Source organism: Cronobacter malonaticus LMG 23826, from assembly GCF_001277215.2.
GTDB classification, from domain to species: Bacteria; Pseudomonadota; Gammaproteobacteria; order Enterobacterales; family Enterobacteriaceae; genus Cronobacter; species Cronobacter malonaticus.
Genome location: NZ_CP013940.1, coordinates 4253028 through 4271441, shown reverse-complemented (window position 1 = coordinate 4271441; position 18414 = coordinate 4253028). Strand labels below are relative to the sequence as shown.

The window sequence follows — 18414 nt, the reverse complement described above, 5'->3', positions numbered from 1 at the left end:
CTCATGCAACGCATTCTCTCTTCCTGGTTCATTCAGGGGATGGTTAAAGCCACCAGTGATATGTGGCTGAAAGGCTGGGACGAACGCAACGGCGGCAATGTGAGCCTGCGCCTTGACGCAGCCGACGTGGAGCCTTATCGCGACGAGTTTTACCCCGCGCCACGCTGCGTGGAGCTGAGCCAGCCGCGCACGGAGCTGGCGGGCTGCTGGTTCCTCGTAACCGGCTCCGGGAAGTTTTTCCGCAACGTGCAGCTCGACCCGGCCGACACGCTGGTGCTGCTGCAAATCACCGACGATGGCATGGCGTATCACATTCACTGGGGGCTGACCAACGGCGGCCTGCCGACGTCGGAGCTGGCGTCGCATTTTCAGTCGCACGCGGTACGCAAAGCCGTCTCCGGCGGCAAGGACCGCGTGATTATGCACTGTCACGCCACGAACCTGATTGCGCTGAGCTTTGTGCTGGAGCTGGATGAAGCGCGCTTTACGCGCCTGTTATGGGAAGGCAGCACCGAGTGTCTGGTGGTGTTCCCGGACGGCATCGGCATTGTGCCGTGGATGGTGCCGGGCACCGATGGCATCGGCAGCGCCACGTCGGAGCAGATGAAAACCCACACGCTGGTGCTGTGGCCGCATCACGGTATTTTCGGCACCGGGCCGACGCTTGACGAGGCGTTCGGGCTTATCGATACCGCCGAGAAATCCGCCGAGATCCTGGTCAAGGTGTTGTCGATGGGCGGCATGAAGCAGACCATCACGCGCGAGGAGTTGATTGCCCTCGGCGAGCGTTTTGGCGTGACGCCGCACGCGGGTGCCATCGCGCTGTAAGCGGGCGGGCGTGAGCCGGTTGAACGGTGGGTGCGCTGCGCTTACCCACCCTACATTGATGAGATGACTGGTAGGGCGGGTAAGCGAAGCGCACCCGCCGCCGCGAATATAACCGTAGGGCGGGTAAGCAAAGCGCACCCGCCATTACCGCAAAACCAGGGAGAGCCGCATGAACGCGATATTGGCCCTCCGTAAATGTTGTCAGGAGACATAATGATCCGCAAAGCGTTTGTAATGCAGGTCAACCCGGACGCGCACGAGGAGTATCAGCGCCGCCATTCCCCCATCTGGCCGGAGCTTGAGGCGGTGCTGAAAGCGCACGGCGCGCACCATTACGCCATCTGGCTTGATGCGCAGCGTCATTTGCTCTTCGCGACGGTTGAGATTGAAAGCGAGGCGCGCTGGAACGCCGTGGCGCAAACCGAGGTGTGCCAGCGCTGGTGGAAGCATATGCGCGAGATTATGCCCTCCAACCCGGATAACAGCCCGGTGAGCCAGGAGTTGAAAAACGTGTTTTATCTGGAGTGAGCGCGGGTGTGGATGAATGGCGGGTGCGCTGGCGCTTACCCGCCCTACATAATATAAGGCCTTCCGTTAACCGTAGGGCGGGTAAGCAAAGCGCACCCGCCGTCATTACGGTTACAAATGACAAACGCCAACCTTACGCCTTCACCGTCTCTTCTGACACCACCGCCTGCCGCGTGTTTGTGAGCGTAAACGCCGACACCACCGTTATCGCGAGCACAAAGCTGCCGAGAATCAGATACGTATCCTGAAAACCTATCCGGTCATACATCGTACCGGCGAAGGCGGAGAGAAAAATCGCTGCCATCTGCTTGGCAAACTGAAAACCAATCAGATAAATGGTCGCCGACAGGCGCGTATCGAACACGCCGGTAATGTATTTAAACGCGCCCACCAGCAGGAACGGCACTTCCAGCGCGTGCAGCATTTTCAGCGCCACGATTTCATAAACGTTCGTGGCAAACGCCGAGCCAATAATACGCGTGGCCATAATCGTGCCCGCAATCAGCAGCGTGTTCTTCGCGCCGATGCGGTTAATGATCCACGGCGAGCAGAACATAATGATGGCGTTACATAGCTCCCCGGCCGTGGTGGCGAAACCAAACGCCTGCGTGCCCGCCTGCGGCGTCGGGAAGAACGATTTAAAAAACGTGGCGAACTGCTGGTCGAACACGTCATACACGCACGCCACGCCGACCACATAGAGAATAAACATCCACAGCTTCGGCAGACGGAACAGGCCCAGCGCCATTTTCGCCGTCACCTGCGGCTGGTTGGCACCGAGCGCGTTCATCACCTGCGCCGTCTGATTGGCGCGAGGACGCGCGAACAGCAGCAGCCCCATCAGCACCAGCGCCGCGCTGGAACCCATCCAGAACACGATGGCCGGGTTGACGTTAAACAGCATCCCCGCCGTCGAAGCACACAGCCCCCAGCCGAGGCAGCCAAACATGCGTGCCTTGCCATATTCAAAGCCGCTGCTGCGACTCACGCGCTCAATGTATGCCTCAATCGCCCCGGCACCAGAGGAGAAGCAAAAGCCGATATACAGCCCGCCCATCAGCGCGCCGAGCCAGATATTCACCTTCAGCAGAGGCCCGAACACCCACAGGAAGAACGGCGCGAACAGCACCAGCAAGGTGGTGATAATCCACAGCAGATGTTTTTTTAAGCCCAGCTTGTCGGAAATCACGCCCAGCACCGGCTGAAACGCAATAGCAAACAATGACATACAGGAGAACACGATGCCGGTATCGGTTTTGTTCAGGCCAATCACATCCGACAGCCAGATAGGCAGAAACGGAAAGCAGGTGGCCATGATGAAGAAGTAGAAAAAGAAGAAGAGACCAAAGATCCAGAAGTTCGGGTTATGTTTCCGGGTACAGACGGTATTTTTCATTATTGTCGCCCTTAGAAGACCAGACCATTGAGGTGCCGCTTTCACGGCGCCCGCCTGTTACACGCGCTCAAACGCGATAAGCATCGCAGTTTCGGGGTCGAGCACCGGCAGTTGCAGCCCCGCCTGCGCCAGCCATTCGCCGCTGGCGCTGACAGGCTCGCTCATCCAGCCAGGCAACTGGCGCATGGTGTGGCCGCCTTCGCCGGTCAGCTGAATATTCGGATGATCCACCAGCCGCACCTGGTAACGGGCCTGCGGATCGAGCCCCGGCACGCGCAGCGCGCCCGGCAGCGTGTAGTCCGGCATCGCCAGCTGGCTTACCAGAAACAGCCCCTGCGTCTTATCCTGACTGACGACGCCCTGCACCTGCGTGGCGGCGTCCGGCATCTCCACGCGCCACAGGTCTCCGGTGTGGATCAGCTCACGCCACTCTTTATAGAGCGCGGCATAACGCTGATAGCCCGCCGCCTCCTGCTCGCCCGCGCTGACCGGGTCCAGCTCCAGCCCCATATGACCGAACAGCGCCGTCAGGCCGCGAAATTCAATGCTGTGCTGGCGGAAAGTCGCGTGGCAGCGCGGGTTGCCGATATGCGCGCCCATGACTTCCGGCGGGAAGAAGTAGCTCATGCCGCGCTGGATGGTATTGCGCTCCAGCGCGTCGTTGTTGTCGGAGGCCCAGAAGCGGTGCGTGCGCGTCAGCACTTCGAAATCGATACGCCCGCCGCCGGATGCGCAGGACTCAAACTCAACGTGCGGGAAGCGCGCGCGCAGTACATCCAGCAGGCGATAGAACTGGCGCGTCTGGGCGTCTGCCGCCGCTTTGCCCGCGTGGCCCGGCTGCACCAGCTCACGGTTCATATCCCACTTCACGTAATCAACCGGATGCTCGCCCAAAAGCCAGCTCATGCGTTCCAGCAGGTAATCGAAGGCGTCAGGAATGTTGAGATTAAGCACCCACTGGTGACGTCCGGTGGTTTTCGGGTAGCCCGGCAGCGCCAGCACCCAATCCGAGTGCGCGCGGTAAAGATCGGAATCGGGGTTGATCATCTCCGGCTCCACCCAGATGCCGAACTCCATGCCGAGGTTTTTCACATGGTTAATCACCGGCATCAGGCCGTCCGGGTATTTCTGCTCATCGAGATACCAGTCGCCGAGCGCCGCATGGTCGTCGTTGCGGCCCTTAAACCAGCCGTCGTCAATGATAAAGCGCTCCACGCCGAGCGCCGCAGCCCTGGTCGCCATCTGCATGATGTACTCCGGCTGATGGTCGAAGTAGATCCCCTCCCAGGTGTTGAGGTGCACCGGCCGCGGTTTGTTGCCGGGAAAACGAATAATTTCCTCACGCAGAAAGCGGTGGAACTGCTGGCTCATACCGTTCAGGCCGCGCGTGGAGTGGCTGGCATAAAGCCAGGGCGTGTGCAGCGTCTCGCCGGTGGCCAGCGCCATTTCGCCTGGCAGATAGAGCGCCTCGGCCTGGAGATAGCGCCGCCCGTCGGTTTTCGCTTCGCACTTCAGCCGGTGATTGCCGCTCCAGCCAAGGTGCACGCCCCAGACGTCGCCGTGCTGCTCGCCAAAACCCGGCGTACCGGCGATAAGCGCCGGAAAATGCTCGTGCGAGGTGCGCCCGCGGCGGTTTTCCAGCACAAAGCCGTCGTGGCTTAACGTTACGCGGTGCGGCTGGAACTCACGTATCCAGCGGCCATGAAACGCCATCACTTCAAACGCCCGTTCCGCCACCGGCAGCGTGACCGCGAAACGATCCACCTGCCAGGCACCATCGCGCAGATTGGTCAGGCCGTGGCGCACCTTTAGCACGCCGCTGTCGCTGAGCGAAAGCTCGCTCACGAGCCGCAGCCCGGCGGTGGCGTCTTCACTGGTAATTATCAGCGTCTGCCCGTTCTGGTTGACGTCCTGCGTGGTAAACACCGGCGAGGCGTCCAGCCCATTGCGGTGCCCTTCCAGCCCCGGCGCGCCAAACAGCCCGTGGCCGTTCTCCGCCATTAGCGTGACGGGTGAATCGGTATCCAGACGGCCATTCGCGACCGGGCGCACAAGGCTCGCGCAATCCTGCTGCGAAAAGTGCGCAAGATGCGGCCCCCAGTAGAGAATTTCAGCGAACGGGTGCGTTTTGATAACAACATCGGTTGTGGGGCTGGTGAGGCGATGAATGCGGGTTTCCATAAAAGCATCTCCGGTAAAAGAATGCTTTTACTGTTGATCCGAAACGTTTCGGATGCCAACCAAAACGTTTCGGTTATGTGATCTGTACAGAATTTTGCTTAGGAAAATGACCTGGCTTTAGCCTGCGGGATGAAGCGTGTTGCCTTCCAGAAAATCGGGTTGCCAGAGCACCTGAAGCTGTTCTGCCGGCTCGCCCGCGATGAGACGCTGCACCATGTCGGCGATTTGCCGCCCCACGCCTGCACGCGTGGACTGAATGACCGCCGCCACATCCATCTCCACGATGCTGTCAGGCGGCAGGCCGTCATAGACCACCAGCGAAACGGCCCCTTCGCCCTTTAAGCGATTGAGCGTTTGCAGTGCCATCGCGGCCCCGTCGCCGAGCGAGTTGCAATCGGTCACAATGGCCGTCGGCGGCGCGGGCAGCGCCATCAGTTCCAGTACCGCTTTGTAACCCGCGCGGCGCGTGGGCGGCAGCATTCGCAGCCCGCTGTCATCAAGCTGATGCGCTTTCAGCGCGTCGCGCCAGCCCTCGCGGCGCTGGGTGATAAACGCCTGGCTGTTGTGCTCGCCAAGCATCGCGATGCGCCGGTGGCCGAGACGAATTAACCGCTCGGTGGCCTGATGCGTACCGGCGTAGTTGTCGAAATCAAACCAGGCGTACGGCTGCGGCAACCGGCTGCGCCCGAGCGCCAGGAAAGGAAAGTTCACCGTCTGAAGCTGCTGCAAACGTGGGTCGTTATCAAGCGTATGCGCCACAATCAGCGCGTCCACGCGGCGGCTTTGCACCAGGCGCATATAGCTGTGGCTGTCCGCCAGATCGTCGTCGGCAATCAGCAGCAAATCGACCTCATGTTGCGCCAGTTCGCGGCTTATCTCGCCCACCATCTCCATAAAGACGCTGTTATTGAGCGGCACGGGATGTACGGGAAAGACCAGCCCGACGGCGTCGATTTTGCCCATTTTCAGGCGACGCGCGAACGTATTTGGCCGGTAGCCGCGTCGCGCCGCCTCAGCCTCCACCCGCGCGCGGGTTTCCTGAGAAACGTCGTCGTAGCCGTTCAGTGCGCGGCTGACGGTGGTGACGGAGAGGCCAAGTTGTGCGGCGATTGCTTTAAGCGACATAAGTTAAGTGCCTGATTGCAGGGTGCGTAAAAGTGTCGCCTGAGGTGGCGCAGGCGTCCACAGATTCTGTAGGGCTTAATTCTGTTCCGCCACCAGAATTGCCTGAGTATCCGGCTCCAGCGCGCGAAAAATATGCGCCCGATCGGCGGGGTAACAGATGTAATCCCCGGCGTGCAGCTCCTCCGGCGCTTCTACCAGCCCGACCAGCGCACGCCCCTGCGTCACGATGATATGTTCCACCGAGCCCGCCGGGTGCGGCTGTGACAGACGCTCGCCTTCCGGCTGCGTCAGCAGCAGGTAGATATCACGACGCGCGCCTGGCGGGCAGGTCGCCAGCAAAATCGCCTGATAATTAGCGAGTTCCGCAACGACTTTTGGCCCTTCACCGCGGCGGATCACCTGCGTTTGATTGGCCTGCGGTTCCATCAGGCGGGCAAAAGGAATATCAAGCGCCACGCATAGCGCCCAGAGCGTCTCCAGGCTCGGATTACCGTTACCGGCTTCGAGCTGCGACAGTGTGGATTTGGCAATCCCCGCGCGGCGGGCCACTTCGGCCAGCGATAACCCCGCGCGCGTACGTTCGCGCACCAGGCTTTTAGCAATCACGGTAATGGGCTGTGTCATGTGAGGCTCCCTGGTTCGTTAAAATGAACAAACGTTCGTGTTGAAAATCGGTGGCAGCATGTTCATTATAATGTTCATTCGTTCGTTATGGGTGAAAAACGTATGATTCTGCACCGGTTCGCCTGTCTTAAAGGCGACATTATAAAGGCTATTTTACTGGTCTGTCTGGCCGTCGGCGTGGTCGGGGTGTCTTATGGCACGCTGGCGATGGCTTATGGCTTCGCGATGTGGGTGCCGCTGCTGCTGTCTATATCGGTACTGGCAGGTGCGTCGGAGTTTATTTTTATCGGCATCGTCGCAAGCGGCGGTAATCCGCTGGCGGCGGCCGCCGCGGGGCTGCTGGTTAACGCGCGCCATCTGCCGTTTGGCATCACGGTGCGGGATCTGGTGGGCCGGGGCGCAAAAAGGCTGCTGGGCTCGCACATCATGAATGATGAAAGCGTGGTGTTCGGGTTATCGCAGGAGACGCCCGAAACCCGTAAAGCGGCGTACTGGCTGTGCGGGCTTGGCGTGGCGCTGTGCTGGCCGCTTGGCGTTGTTATCGGCGTGGCGATGGGCACGCTGCTGCCCGCGCCGGAAACCATTGGTCTTGACGCCGTTTTCCCGGCGATCTTACTCGCGCTGGTGCTGCCCGCCCTGAAAAACAGAACCACGCTTATCCGCGCAGGCAGCGGCGCGGCGCTTTCGCTTGCCGCCGTGCCGTTCGCGCCGGTCGGGCTGCCGGTGCTGCTCTCGCTGGCAGGCTTACTCACGAGGAAGAAATAATGGCGAGTACCATGATGATTCTGGCCGGGATCGCCGTGCTCTCTGTCGGCACGTATCTGATGCGCTTTGGCGGGGCGAAGCTCGGTAACAAACTGGCGCTGAGCGAACGCGCGCAGGCGCTGCTCTCCGATGCGGCAACCACCTTGCTGTTTGCCGTGGCGCTGGCGGCGACGTTTTACGAAGGTGAAAGCTTTGCGGGTATGGCGAGGGTGGTGGGTGTCGCGTTCGCGCTTTTTCTGGCCTGGCGCAAGGCACCGTTAATCGTGGTGATTTTTGCGGCGGCGGTCGTCACCGCGCTGCTGCGTCTGGCGGGCATGCCATAAAAAAAGCGCCCGCAGGCGCTCTTTCGACAACTTCTGGCTTATTTGTTCAGTTCGGCGGTCATGTGGACCTGATTACCGGTGAACGCTTCGGTGATTTTGTACGTCGCGCCCATCTGCTCGGCCTGCGCGGCGATTTTAGCTTCTGCGCCGGAGAGCGTGGTGTCGGTCGCGGTGATGGACTGGCCAGCGAAAGCGCCGAAAGCGGTAGCAAGGGTCATAACTGCAACAAAATATTTGATAGTGTTCATGGCAATATTCCTTCAGGTCTGTTTTACGTTAGAAGGCGCTTTGCCTTCGATGTGTGTAATAGTAGACCTGCAAACCGGAAACCAAAAGCGGAAGGATTTGCCGTACTTTTTCAGAAAAACTGAACAAAAATTACGCGTTTTGATCGCCTGCGATCAGGCGTTGCGGATGCGTATAAATCGTCGCGCGGCCAGGGCGCGAAAAGCCCACCAGCGTCAGGTTGCAGCGCTCGGCGACCTCCACGGCGAGCGTGGTGGCGGCGGAGACCGCAAAGAGAATTTCCACGCCGCAGGTCGCGGCTTTCTGCACCATCTCATAGCTGGCCCGGCTGGAGACCAGCACCGCGCCCTGCTGCCACGCTTCGCGCGCGCGTCGGCCGAGCAGTTTATCGAGCGCGACGTGACGCCCGACATCTTCATGCCCGCCCGCAATGTCGCCCTGCGGGGTCAGCCAGGCGGCGGCGTGCGTACAGCCGGTGAGCTCGCCGACAGGCTGGACGCTGGCGAGCTGACGCAGCGCGCCGTCGAGGTTATCGAGCGAGAAAGTTTGCGTGAATGGCAGCGGAGCCAGAGGACGCACAATATCGTTAAGCTGTTCCACGCCGCAGACGCCGCAGCCGGTTCGCCCCGCCAGATTACGGCGGCGCGCTTTGAGCCCCATAAAGCGACGGCTGGAAAGTTCCACCTGAATTTCGATACCATTACACCCATGGATAATATCCATGCCGTAAATTTCGTGTGAAGATTCGACAATTCCTTCCGATAACGAAAATCCAAGGGCGAAGATTTCCAAATCTTTGGGAGACGCCATCATCACGACGTGAGAGATACCGTTGTAGACCAGCGCTACCGGCACTTCTTCCGCCAGCCAGTCCGGCTCTGTGGTGGTGAGGTTCTCTCTTTTCCAGAGCGGAAGGGAACGAGCGGCCGTGACATCGGTCACGTTTTGCAACAGTTCTGGATGGTTCTTATTCACTTTTTATTAACCGTCTGAAACAGCCTCAGCAACATTGTGGTATTCTGTTGCGCCTAATCCCTCCTCGTTAAGAAGGGAATTACGATTGTGAACCGTTGCGGCGGCATCCGCAAAAGAAAAACCATACGACTTACTTTGTGACAATGTCTGAACAAGGAGCAATCCATGCAGGTCAGCAGAAGGCAGTTCTTTAAGATCTGCGCTGGCGGTATGGCAGGCACCACGGCAGCCGCACTGGGATTTGCTCCCAGCGTCGCGCTGGCGGAAACACGGCAATATAAACTGCTGCGCACCCGCGAAACCCGTAATACCTGTACGTACTGCTCCGTCGGCTGTGGGCTGTTGATGTATAGCCTCGGCGACGGCGCGAAAAACGCGAAATCCTCGATTTTCCACATCGAAGGGGACCCGGATCATCCGGTCAACCGCGGGGCGCTTTGCCCGAAAGGCGCAGGTCTGGTGGATTTCATCCACTCCGAATCGCGTCTGAAATACCCTGAATACCGCGCGCCTGGCTCCGATAAATGGCAGCGCATCAGCTGGGACGAGGCGTTTAATCGCATCGCGAAGCTGATGAAAGAAGACCGCGACGCGAACTACATCGCGCAAAATGCCGAAGGCACGACCGTTAACCGCTGGCTCTCCACCGGTATGCTGTGCGCCTCCGCTTCCAGTAACGAAACCGGCTATTTAACCCAGAAATTTACCCGCGCCCTCGGCATGTTAGCCGTGGATAACCAGGCGCGTGTCTGACACGGACCAACGGTAGCAAGTCTTGCTCCAACATTTGGTCGCGGTGCGATGACCAACCACTGGGTTGATATGAAGAACGCCAACCTCATCGTCGTGATGGGTGGGAACGCGGCAGAAGCGCATCCGGTGGGATTCCGCTGGGCGATGGAAGCCAAGATCCACAATGGCGCGAAGCTTATCGTGATTGACCCGCGCTTTACGCGCACGGCGTCGGTGGCCGATTTCTATACGCCTATCCGTTCCGGTACTGACATCGCTTTCCTGTCAGGCGTACTGCTGTACCTGCTGAACAACAACAAGGTTAACCGCGAATATGTCGAGGCCTACACCAACGCCAGCCTGATCGTGCGTGAAGATTACGGTTTCGATGACGGCCTGTTCACCGGCTATGACGCGGAAAAACGCAAATATGACAAAACCAGCTGGCACTATGAGCTGGACGAAAAAGGCTTCGCAAAACGCGATACCACGCTTTCTCACCCGCGCTGCGTCTGGAACCTGCTGAAAACGCACGTCTCCCGCTACACGCCGGATGTCGTTGAGAATATCTGTGGTACGCCGAAAGCCGATTTCCTGAAGGTGTGCGAATACATCGCCGAAACCAGCGTACACGACAAAACCGCGTCGTTCCTGTATGCGCTCGGCTGGACGCAGCACTCCGTGGGCGCCCAGAACATCCGTACTATGGCCATGATCCAGCTGCTGCTGGGCAACATGGGTATGGCGGGCGGCGGCGTGAATGCGCTTCGCGGACACTCCAACATTCAGGGCCTGACCGACCTCGGTCTGCTGAGCCAGAGCCTGACCGGCTACATGTCGCTGCCAAGCGAAAAACAAGCCGATCTGCAAACCTACCTGACCGCCAACACGCCGAAACCGCTGCTGGAAGGCCAGGTGAACTACTGGGGCAACTACCCGAAATTCTTCGTTTCGCTGATGAAAGCCTTCTATGGCGACAAAGCGACGGCGGAGAACAGCTGGGGCTTCGACTGGCTGCCGAAGTGGGATAAAGGCTACGACGTCCTGCAATATTTCGAGATGATGCACCAGGGCAAAGTCAACGGCTATATCTGCCAGGGCTTTAACCCGGTCGCCTCGTTCCCGAACAAAAACAAAGTGGTCGCTTCACTCTCAAAACTGAAGTTCCTGGTGACTATCGATCCGCTCAATACCGAGACCTCTACCTTCTGGCAGAACCACGGCGAGCAGAACGATGTCGATCCGGCGAGCATTCAGACCGAAGTGTTCCGCCTGCCGTCCACCTGCTTTGCCGAAGAGAACGGATCTATCGTGAACTCCGGCCGCTGGCTGCAGTGGCACTGGAAAGGTCAGGACGCGCCGGGCGAAGCGCTGAACGACGGCGAAATCCTGGCCGGTATCTTCCTGCGCCTGCGTAAGATGTACGCCGAGCAGGGCGGCGCATGCCCGGAACAGGTCCTCAACATGAGCTGGAACTATTCGACGCCGGAAAACCCGTCGCCGGAAGAAGTGGCCATGGAGAGCAACGGTAAAGCGCTGGCGGATATCATCGATCCGGTGACCGGCAACGTACTGGCGAAGAAAGGCGATCAGCTGGGCACCTTCGCGCATCTGCGTGACGACGGCACCACCTCGAGCGGCTGCTGGATCTTCGCCGGCAGCTGGACGCCGGACGGCAACCAGATGGCGCGCCGCGACAACGCCGACCCGTCGGGCCTTGGCAATACGCTGGGCTGGGCATGGGCGTGGCCGCTGAACCGCCGCATCCTGTATAACCGCGCCTCCGCGGATCCGCAGGGCAAACCGTGGGACCCGAAACGTCAGCTTCTCTCTTACGCCAACGGCAAGTGGGTCGGCGCCGATATCCCGGACTACAGCACCGCGCCTCCGGGCAGCGATGTCGGTCCGTTTATCATGCAGCCGGAAGGCATGGGCCGCCTGTTCGCCATCGACAAAATGGCGGAAGGCCCGTTCCCGGAACACTACGAGCCGTTCGAGACGCCGATTGGCACCAACCCGCTGCACCCGAACGTGGTGTCTAACCCGGCGGCGCGCGTGTTCAAAGGCGATCTGGAAGCGATGGGCAAAGCGGATAAGTTCCCGTATGTCGGCACCACGTACCGTCTGACCGAGCATTTCCACTACTGGACCAAGCACGCGCTGTTGAACGCCATCGCGCAGCCGGAACAGTTTGTGGAGATTGGCGAGAAACTCGCCGGCAAGCTTGGCATCGCGCAGGGCGATACCGTGAAAGTCTCCTCCAACCGCGGCTATATCAAAGCCAAAGCGGTGGTGACCAAGCGTATTCGCACGCTCAACGTGGATGGCAAACAGGTGGATACCATCGGTATTCCAATCCACTGGGGTTACGAAGGGGTCGCGAAGAAAGGCTTTATCGCCAACACGCTGACGCCGTTCGTGGGCGACGCCAACACCCAGACGCCGGAATTTAAGGCGTTCCTGGTGAACGTGGAAAAGGTGTAACGGAGACGACTTATGGCTTATCAATCGCAAGACATTATCCGTCGTTCCGCGACTAACGGTTTCACGCCCGCGCCGCAGGCGCGGGACCACCAGCAGGAAGTGGCGAAGCTTATCGATGTGACCACCTGTATCGGCTGTAAAGCCTGTCAGGTGGCCTGTTCCGAGTGGAACGATCTGCGTGACGAAGTCGGTCATAACGTCGGGGTGTATGACAACCCGGCGGATCTGACCGCCAAGTCCTGGACCGTGATGCGCTTCTCGGAAGTGGAGCAGAACGACAAACTGGAATGGCTTATCCGCAAGGATGGCTGTATGCACTGCGCCGATCCGGGCTGCCTGAAAGCGTGCCCGTCGGAAGGCGCTATCATTCAGTATGCCAACGGCATCGTCGATTTTCAGTCTGAACAGTGTATCGGCTGCGGCTACTGCATCGCGGGCTGTCCGTTCGACGTCCCGCGCCTGAACCCGGAAGATAACCGCGTCTACAAATGCACCCTGTGCGTGGATCGCGTGACCGTGGGCCAGGAGCCGGCGTGCGTGAAGACCTGTCCGACCGGCGCTATCCACTTTGGCACCAAAGAGGATATGAAACAGCTGGCTGGCGAGCGCGTGGCGGAGCTGAAAACCCGTGGTTACGAAAACGCGGGCCTGTACGATCCGGCAGGCGTTGGCGGTACGCACGTGATGTACGTGCTGCACCACAACGACAAGCCGAATCTGTATCACGGCCTGCCGGAGAACCCGGAAATCAGCGAAGCCGTTAAGTTCTGGAAAGGCATCTGGAAACCGCTCGCCGCCATCGGCTTTGCGGCGACCTTCGCAGCCAGCGTCTTCCACTACGTCGGTATCGGTCCAAACCGCGCCGAGGAAGATGAAGACAATCTGCACCATGACGATGATGAGGTGCGTAAATGAAAAGACGTGACACCATCGTGCGCTACAGCGCGCCAGAGCGAATCAACCACTGGATCACCGCCTTCGCCTTCGTGCTGGCGGCGGTGAGCGGGCTGGGGTTCTTTTTCCCCTCCTTCAACTGGCTGATGAACATTCTTGGCACGCCGCAGCTGGCGCGCATCCTCCACCCCTTCGTTGGGGTGGTGATGTTCGTCTCGTTTATGCTGATGTTTTTCCGTTACTGGCACCACAACCTCATTAACCGTGACGATATTCTGTGGGCAAAAAATATCCACAAAATCGCCATGAACGAGGAAGTGGGCGATACCGGGCGCTATAATTTCGGTCAGAAGTGCGTCTTCTGGGCGGCCATCCTGCTGCTTCTGCTGTTACTGGCAAGCGGCGTGGTTATCTGGCGTCCGTGGTTCGCGCCGATGTTCCCCATCCCGGTGATTCGCCTGGCGCTGCTGGCGCATTCATTTGCCGCGGTGGCCTTAATTGTGGTTATCATGGTGCATATTTACGCGGCCCTGTGGGTCAAAGGCACCATTACCGCCATGGTGGAAGGCTGGGTTACCAAAACCTGGGCGAAGAAACACCACCCGCGCTGGTATCGCGAAGTGCGCGAGAAACAGGAAAAATCATCTGAATGAGTATTCGCATCATCCCGCAAGACCAGCTGGAGAAGAGCGATAAACGTACGGCGGAAGTGATTCCGCCGTTATTGTTCCCCAGACTGAAAAATCTCTATAACCGCCGCGCCGCACGCCTGCGCGAGCTGGCTGAAAATAATCCGCTGGGCGATTACCTGCGTTTTGCCGCGCTTATTGCGCATGCCCAGGAGGTGGTGCTCTATGACCACCCGCTGGAGATGGATTTGACGGCCCGCATCAAAGAAGCTGCGGAACAGGGCAAGCCTCCGCTCGATATCCACGTGCTGCCGCGCGACGGCCACTGGCAGAAGCTGTTGCAGTCGCTGATTGCCGAGCTGAAGCCAGAGATGAGCGGCCCGGCGCTGGCGGTTATCGAGAATCTCGAAAAAGCCTCGGCGCAGGAGCTGGAAACCATGGCGAGCGCGCTGTTCAGCGCCGATTTCAGCGCGGTGAGCAGCGACAAAGCCCCGTTTATCTGGGCGGCGCTGTCGCTCTACTGGGCGCAGATGGCGAGCCTTATCCCCGGCAAAGCGCGGGCGGAGTATGGCGAAGCGCGTCAGTTCTGCCCGGTCTGCGGCAGCATTCCGGTCTCCAGCATGGTGCATATCGGCTCAAGCCAGGGGCTGCGCTACCTGCACTGTAACCTGTGCGAAACCGAGTGGCACGTGGTGCGCGTTAAATGCAGCAACTGCGAGCAAACCCGCGATTTGCACTACTGGTCGCTGGAGAGCGAGCAGGCGGCCATTAAAGCCGAAAGCTGCGGCGACTGCGGGACTTACCTGAAGATTTTGTATCAGGAAAAAGACCCGAACGTGGAGCCGGTGGCGGATGACCTCGCCTCGCTGGTACTCGACGCCCGCATGGAGCAGGAAGGCTTCGCCAGAAGCTCCATCAACCCGTTCCTGTTCCCGGGAGAGGGTGAGTAAACCTTGTCTGTAGCCCGCTCGTTCAGGGCGGGCTAGTTCACGCTTGTTATCGACACAGCATTCTCTTTGCAGGTTACAACGCCAGTGCAGAGATAACATGCTGCGGATCGTTCGCAATCGCACGCAACAGCGCACGCGCGGGCCCCGTCGGCGAACGCCTTCCCTGCTCCCAGTTGCGCAGCGTATCCACACTTACCGAAATCAGGCTGGCAAATTTCGTCTGAGAAAGCCCTGATGCCTGTCTGATCTCTTTTATTTTCAGCGCGTCGATGACAAAAGCCCGTGAAGGCTCGCGGCGGCCTTCGCTGATATCATTCATCTGCCGCAGGCTTTCGGTTAACTGTTCAAACAGCGCGTTGTCCATCACCACCTCTCATTCAGCATTCTGAGCACAGATTTTTCGTGAGGCGAGAGATCGTCTTTTATCCCCTTGCGATAAATCAGCAGCAGGCGGATTTCATCGGCAGCAGCGCGATAAAAATAGATGATCCTGACGCCGCCTCGTTTGCCCCGTCCGCCTGCAAGCCAGCGAGCTTTACGAAGCCCGCCGGTATCCGGGATAACATCACCGTAATCGGGCCGCAGGGCCAGGAACCACTGCAACCGCTGCAACCGCTGGTAATCGTCATCACTGAGCAGGGCGGCCACGGCCCGGGTAAAGATTTCCGTTTCAATGAAGAGCATATTCCCTACGCCACTGGCTGATGTTAACACAGCAAAAAGGTACGTCAATGACGTACCCTGACGGCAATACGCTATCGTGACGCGATGCGCCAGACAATATCCGACCTGGAAAAATTTCCCTTCTGCGATCCCCCTTCCGTAATGATTTGTACCATTACATCAATGGGATAAATATACGGTTGGATAGCCAGGCTCCCGCTTATTTCAGCATGGCCAGCGCGGAGGAGAGAGTGAGGATAAACAGAAACAGCCCGCCGCCGGTATCGACAACGATCTTCAGCCAGCGCACCGAAAAGCGGCGCGTGGTCAGCACAATCGCACCGCCGCACAGCAGCAGCCATGCGGCCATAATGCCAACATGAATACTGGCGAGCAGCAGATAGTGCGTAAAGGCCGTTCCGGCGAAGGCGGGCACCACGGTCAGCCAGAGCAAAATCGCTTTGATATTAAAAAGGTTCGCCAGCAGCGCCTCTTTCACGCCCGCGCCGCGGCCTGTTGTTTGCTGCGGACGCCGCCAGGCCTGAATGCCGCTTACAACAAGCCGCAGCGCCAGCCAGAGCAAATAGAGCGTGCCTGTCAGCTGTAAGGTTTTCATCACGGCCGGATAGCGCACCAGCAGTTGCGTGACGCCAAGCCCTACCAGCGAGGCGTGAATATAAATCCCGATAAGCGTGCCTGCGATAACGCTGAACACGCCCGTCATCCCCCGGTGGATCACATTGTTCATCGCCAGCGTAAAGCTCGCGCCGGGAGAAAGCGCCACCGGCACAATGGCCAGCACAAAACCTGAAATATCCACGCCACCGCCTCTGTTCGCATCAGCCGTTACTTAACCACAATCACGTCATGCGCGGTATTCACCAGAAATAGCGGCGGATTACCTTCCTTTACGTTGCGTTTTCGCAGGTACGCCATACTCAAAGGCATAACCCGGTTTGTCACAGAAGGAAAGACCATGCGTAAGTTTATCGGCTTTGACATTGGCGGCACGCATATCAAACACGGCCTTATTACCGAAGAGGGCGAGGAGCTTTCCAGCGACGAATATGACACCCACTACGATCCTGACGCGTTCAAAAAGGCCTGGCGGGAGGCGGTTGAGCGCTACCAGCAGAATGACGACATCGCGGGCATCGGCGTCAGTTTCCCTGGCTATATCAACCCGAATACCGGCCATGTGCCGAAGGCGGGCGCGCTGACGTTTCTCGACGGCTGCAATTTGCTGGAGCTGTTTGGCGAACTGACGTCGCTGCCGGTCACGGTGGAAAATGACGCCAACTGCGCGGCGCTCGGCGAAATGTGGCGCGGCGCCGGTCAGCGCTACGACTCATTTATCTGTATGACCATTGGCACCGGCATCGGCGGCGGCCTGATACTGAACCGCGAACTGCTGCGCGGCGCGCATTTCCGCGCGGGCGAATTTGGCGTGATCCCGGTCGGCGACAACGGCGAAAACATGCACCAGATCGCCTCCGCGCGCGGGCTGGTGGAGGCGAGCCGCCAGGCGCTGTCGCTGCCGTCCGACGCGCCGCTGCATGGCAAAGAAATTTTCGAGCGTATGGGCAGCGACATGCATCTGCGTGAAGTGGTGGAGCGCTGGGTCAGTTATCTGGCGCGCGGCGTTTACAGCGTGGTGTCGCTCTACGATCCGCAGGTGGTGTTGATTGGTGGCGGTATCAGCCAGCAGAAAGAACTCTACCCGATGCTTGAACGCACGCTTGAAAAATATAACTTCTGGGATGCGCTGCGAGTGCCCATTCAGCCCTGCCAGCTCGGCAACCAGGCCGGGCGGCTGGGCGCGGTGTGGCTCGCGAAACAGAAACAGTAGCCCCGCCGCGACGGGGCTTACGCATTACATCGCCGCGCGATAAATCGCCATGATTTCCGCGTGGCTTGCCTGCACCGGATTGGTAAAACCGCAGGCGTCTTTAAGTGCGTTTTCCGCCAGCTGAGAGATATCGTCTTCACGCACTCTCAGCTCGCGTAAACCGGCTGGAATATGCACCCGGCGAGCCAGCGCGCAAATCGCTTCGATACAGGCATTTGCCCCTTCAGTGTCGTTCATCGCGCTGACATCCACGCCCATCGCCTGCGCGCAGTCGCGCAAGCGGTGCGCCGCCACGCTGCTGTTAAAGCGCTGTACGTGCGGCAGCAGGATGGCGTTGCAGACGCCGTGCGGCAGGTCGTAAAAACCGCCAAGCTGATGCGCCATCGCATGAACATACCCGAGCGAGGCGTTATTAAACGCCATTCCCGCCATAAACTGCGCCCAGGCCATCGCTTCGCGCGCCGCGACGTTATCCCCCTCCTCCACCGCCTGCGGCAGCGAGCGCGCAATCATGGTGATGGCTTTCAGCGCGCAGGCGTCAGTCACCGGCGTGGCGGCGGTGGAAACATACGCTTCGATGGCGTGGGTAAGCGCGTCCATGCCTGTCGCGGCGGTCAGCGATCTGGGCATACCCATCATCAGTGCCGGATCGTTAACCGACATCACTGGCGTCACATGTTTATCGACAATCGCCATTTTCACGTGCCGCTCCTGGTCGGTGATGATGCAGAAACGCGTCATCTCCGACGCCGTGCCCGCCGTGGTATTGATGGCGATCATCGGCAACTGCGGTTTGCGGGAGCGGTCAACGCCTTCGTAATCGCGGATATCGCCGCCGTTGGCAGCCACCAGCGCGATGCCTTTAGCGCAGTCGTGCGGTGAGCCGCCGCCCAGCGAAATCACGCAGTCGCAGCGGTGCGCGCGCAGCATACTTAAGCCTGCTTCCACGTTTTCCGTGGTCGGGTTCGGGTGCGTGCCGTCGAAAATCACGCTGTTAATGCCTTTCTGCGAGAGCATTTCCTTGAGCTGGCCGGCCATGCCCAGCGCTGACAACATACCGTCCGTCACAATCAGCGCGTTGCGGTAGCCATATTCGCTGGCCGTTTTCAGCGCCTCATCGAGACTATTCATGCCAATCATATTAATGGAGGGAATATAAAAAACAGACGCGGTCATACTCATTATCCTTAATGAATGAAATGAGCTTCCGAAAATACACCGC

The 18414-nt window shown here is 59.2% G+C and carries 19 protein-coding genes; 9 read left to right on the top strand and 10 right to left on the bottom strand.

From position 1 onward, the window contains the following. The first annotated feature begins 3 nt into the window (after positions 1-3). Positions 4-828, top strand: coding sequence for a rhamnulose-1-phosphate aldolase (rhaD, locus tag AFK66_RS19960; RefSeq protein WP_007779987.1), 825 nt, complete (start codon positions 4-6; stop codon positions 826-828). A 213-nt stretch (positions 829-1041) separates the two neighbouring features. Continuing rightward, positions 1042-1356, top strand: coding sequence for an L-rhamnose mutarotase (rhaM, locus tag AFK66_RS19955; RefSeq protein ID WP_007779984.1), 315 nt, complete (start codon positions 1042-1044; stop codon positions 1354-1356). 133 nt (positions 1357-1489) lie between these two features. Here the strand turns inward: rhaM and AFK66_RS19950 are convergent, their stop codons facing one another. The 4 genes from AFK66_RS19950 to AFK66_RS19935 all read right to left on the bottom strand — a co-directional run bounded on the left by AFK66_RS19950 (position 1490) and on the right by AFK66_RS19935 (position 6682). Then, on the bottom strand, positions 1490-2752 hold the full coding sequence (locus tag AFK66_RS19950; RefSeq protein ID WP_007779982.1) for an MFS transporter: 1263 nt from the start codon (positions 2750-2752) through the stop codon (positions 1490-1492). Positions 2753-2809: 57 nt separating this feature from the next. Continuing rightward, positions 2810-4933 (bottom strand): alpha-galactosidase, encoded by a 2124-nt coding sequence (locus tag AFK66_RS19945; RefSeq protein WP_007779979.1) that lies wholly within the window; start codon positions 4931-4933, stop codon positions 2810-2812. A gap of 117 nt (positions 4934-5050) precedes the next feature. Continuing rightward, a complete protein-coding gene (locus tag AFK66_RS19940; RefSeq protein ID WP_023897771.1) occupies positions 5051-6058 on the bottom strand; it encodes a substrate-binding domain-containing protein in 1008 nt (335 codons plus the stop codon). Between the two features lie 75 nt (positions 6059-6133). Further along, the gene (locus AFK66_RS19935; RefSeq protein ID WP_007779975.1) at positions 6134-6682 is read right to left on the bottom strand and encodes a helix-turn-helix domain-containing protein; all 549 of its coding nucleotides are present in this window, start codon (positions 6680-6682) and stop codon (positions 6134-6136) included. A 105-nt stretch (positions 6683-6787) separates the two neighbouring features. Here AFK66_RS19935 and AFK66_RS19930 point away from each other — a divergent pair, with 105 nt between their 5' ends. Next, positions 6788-7447 carry an AzlC family ABC transporter permease gene (locus tag AFK66_RS19930; protein ID WP_105609483.1) on the top strand — a complete coding sequence of 220 codons (660 nt, stop codon included), beginning with the start codon at positions 6788-6790 and terminating at the stop codon, positions 7445-7447. Then, a complete protein-coding gene (locus AFK66_RS19925; protein WP_007779973.1) occupies positions 7447-7770 on the top strand; it encodes an AzlD domain-containing protein in 324 nt (107 codons plus the stop codon). Before AFK66_RS19930 ends, AFK66_RS19925 begins: the two co-directional genes overlap by 1 nt. 38 nt (positions 7771-7808) lie before the next feature. Here the strand turns inward: AFK66_RS19925 and AFK66_RS19920 are convergent, their stop codons facing one another. Both AFK66_RS19920 and fdhD read right to left on the bottom strand, forming a co-directional pair. Beyond that, the gene (locus AFK66_RS19920) at positions 7809-8018 is read right to left on the bottom strand and encodes a YdgH/BhsA/McbA-like domain containing protein (RefSeq protein WP_007779971.1); all 210 of its coding nucleotides are present in this window, start codon (positions 8016-8018) and stop codon (positions 7809-7811) included. Positions 8019-8148: 130 nt separating this feature from the next. Then, positions 8149-8991, bottom strand: coding sequence for a formate dehydrogenase accessory sulfurtransferase FdhD (fdhD, locus tag AFK66_RS19915; protein ID WP_007779970.1), 843 nt, complete (start codon positions 8989-8991; stop codon positions 8149-8151). A gap of 165 nt (positions 8992-9156) precedes the next feature. Between fdhD and fdnG the strand changes: the two genes are divergently transcribed. Genes fdnG through fdhE form a run of 4 tightly spaced genes read left to right on the top strand, consistent with a single transcriptional unit; the run spans position 9157 to position 14680 of the window. Then, positions 9157-12207: a formate dehydrogenase-N subunit alpha gene (gene fdnG / locus AFK66_RS19905; protein ID WP_085959986.1), complete on the top strand. Its 3051-nt coding sequence runs from the start codon at positions 9157-9159 to the stop codon at positions 12205-12207. 12 nt (positions 12208-12219) lie between these two features. After that, the gene (gene fdxH, locus AFK66_RS19900) at positions 12220-13122 is read left to right on the top strand and encodes a formate dehydrogenase subunit beta (protein ID WP_004385164.1); all 903 of its coding nucleotides are present in this window, start codon (positions 12220-12222) and stop codon (positions 13120-13122) included. Beyond that, the gene (fdoI, locus tag AFK66_RS19895; protein WP_004385165.1) at positions 13119-13754 is read left to right on the top strand and encodes a formate dehydrogenase cytochrome b556 subunit; all 636 of its coding nucleotides are present in this window, start codon (positions 13119-13121) and stop codon (positions 13752-13754) included. Before fdxH ends, fdoI begins: the two co-directional genes overlap by 4 nt. Then, a complete protein-coding gene (fdhE, locus tag AFK66_RS19890; protein ID WP_023897767.1) occupies positions 13751-14680 on the top strand; it encodes a formate dehydrogenase accessory protein FdhE in 930 nt (309 codons plus the stop codon). Before fdoI ends, fdhE begins: the two co-directional genes overlap by 4 nt. Positions 14681-14753: 73 nt before the next feature. On the opposite strand, the gene nadS is transcribed toward fdhE, so the two are convergent. From nadS to AFK66_RS19875, 3 genes are all read right to left on the bottom strand, one after another. Continuing rightward, positions 14754-15044, bottom strand: a complete 291-nt coding sequence (gene nadS, locus AFK66_RS19885) for a NadS family protein (RefSeq protein WP_007779948.1) — start codon at positions 15042-15044, stop codon at positions 14754-14756. Next, on the bottom strand, positions 15044-15364 hold the full coding sequence (locus AFK66_RS19880) for a hypothetical protein (RefSeq protein ID WP_007779945.1): 321 nt from the start codon (positions 15362-15364) through the stop codon (positions 15044-15046). The genes nadS and AFK66_RS19880 overlap by 1 nt, the downstream gene beginning before the upstream one ends. Before the next feature lie 199 nt (positions 15365-15563). Next, positions 15564-16163: a LysE family translocator gene (locus AFK66_RS19875; RefSeq protein WP_007779941.1), complete on the bottom strand. Its 600-nt coding sequence runs from the start codon at positions 16161-16163 to the stop codon at positions 15564-15566. 156 nt (positions 16164-16319) lie between these two features. Between AFK66_RS19875 and AFK66_RS19870 the strand changes: the two genes are divergently transcribed. Continuing rightward, entirely contained in the window at positions 16320-17192 is an 873-nt protein-coding gene (locus tag AFK66_RS19870; protein WP_023897763.1) for an ROK family protein, read from the top strand. Between the two features lie 24 nt (positions 17193-17216). On the opposite strand, the gene yiaY is transcribed toward AFK66_RS19870, so the two are convergent. Then, the gene (gene yiaY, locus AFK66_RS19865; RefSeq protein ID WP_032983190.1) at positions 17217-18368 is read right to left on the bottom strand and encodes an L-threonine dehydrogenase; all 1152 of its coding nucleotides are present in this window, start codon (positions 18366-18368) and stop codon (positions 17217-17219) included. Between the last annotated feature and the right edge of the window lie 46 nt (positions 18369-18414).

Excerpts from the sequence above, each read along its gene's own strand:
- AFK66_RS19935 (WP_007779975.1), bottom strand. The coding sequence starts at position 6,682 with ATGACACAGCCCATTACCGTGATTGCTAAAAGCCTGGTGCGCGAACGT.
- fdxH (WP_004385164.1), top strand. The coding sequence starts at position 12,220 with ATGGCTTATCAATCGCAAGACATTATCCGTCGTTCCGCGACTAACGGT.
- rhaM (WP_007779984.1), top strand. The coding sequence starts at position 1,042 with ATGATCCGCAAAGCGTTTGTAATGCAGGTCAACCCGGACGCGCACGAG.
- AFK66_RS19870 (WP_023897763.1), top strand. The coding sequence starts at position 16,320 with ATGCGTAAGTTTATCGGCTTTGACATTGGCGGCACGCATATCAAACAC.
- AFK66_RS19940 (WP_023897771.1), bottom strand. The coding sequence starts at position 6,058 with ATGTCGCTTAAAGCAATCGCCGCACAACTTGGCCTCTCCGTCACCACC.
- AFK66_RS19945 (WP_007779979.1), bottom strand. The coding sequence starts at position 4,933 with ATGGAAACCCGCATTCATCGCCTCACCAGCCCCACAACCGATGTTGTT.
- AFK66_RS19950 (WP_007779982.1), bottom strand. The coding sequence starts at position 2,752 with ATGAAAAATACCGTCTGTACCCGGAAACATAACCCGAACTTCTGGATC.
- yiaY (WP_032983190.1), bottom strand. The coding sequence starts at position 18,368 with ATGACCGCGTCTGTTTTTTATATTCCCTCCATTAATATGATTGGCATG.
- AFK66_RS19880 (WP_007779945.1), bottom strand. The coding sequence starts at position 15,364 with ATGCTCTTCATTGAAACGGAAATCTTTACCCGGGCCGTGGCCGCCCTG.
- rhaD (WP_007779987.1), top strand. The coding sequence starts at position 4 with ATGCAACGCATTCTCTCTTCCTGGTTCATTCAGGGGATGGTTAAAGCC.
- fdhE (WP_023897767.1), top strand. The coding sequence starts at position 13,751 with ATGAGTATTCGCATCATCCCGCAAGACCAGCTGGAGAAGAGCGATAAA.
- nadS (WP_007779948.1), bottom strand. The coding sequence starts at position 15,044 with ATGGACAACGCGCTGTTTGAACAGTTAACCGAAAGCCTGCGGCAGATG.
- fdoI (WP_004385165.1), top strand. The coding sequence starts at position 13,119 with ATGAAAAGACGTGACACCATCGTGCGCTACAGCGCGCCAGAGCGAATC.
- AFK66_RS19920 (WP_007779971.1), bottom strand. The coding sequence starts at position 8,018 with ATGAACACTATCAAATATTTTGTTGCAGTTATGACCCTTGCTACCGCT.
- AFK66_RS19925 (WP_007779973.1), top strand. The coding sequence starts at position 7,447 with ATGGCGAGTACCATGATGATTCTGGCCGGGATCGCCGTGCTCTCTGTC.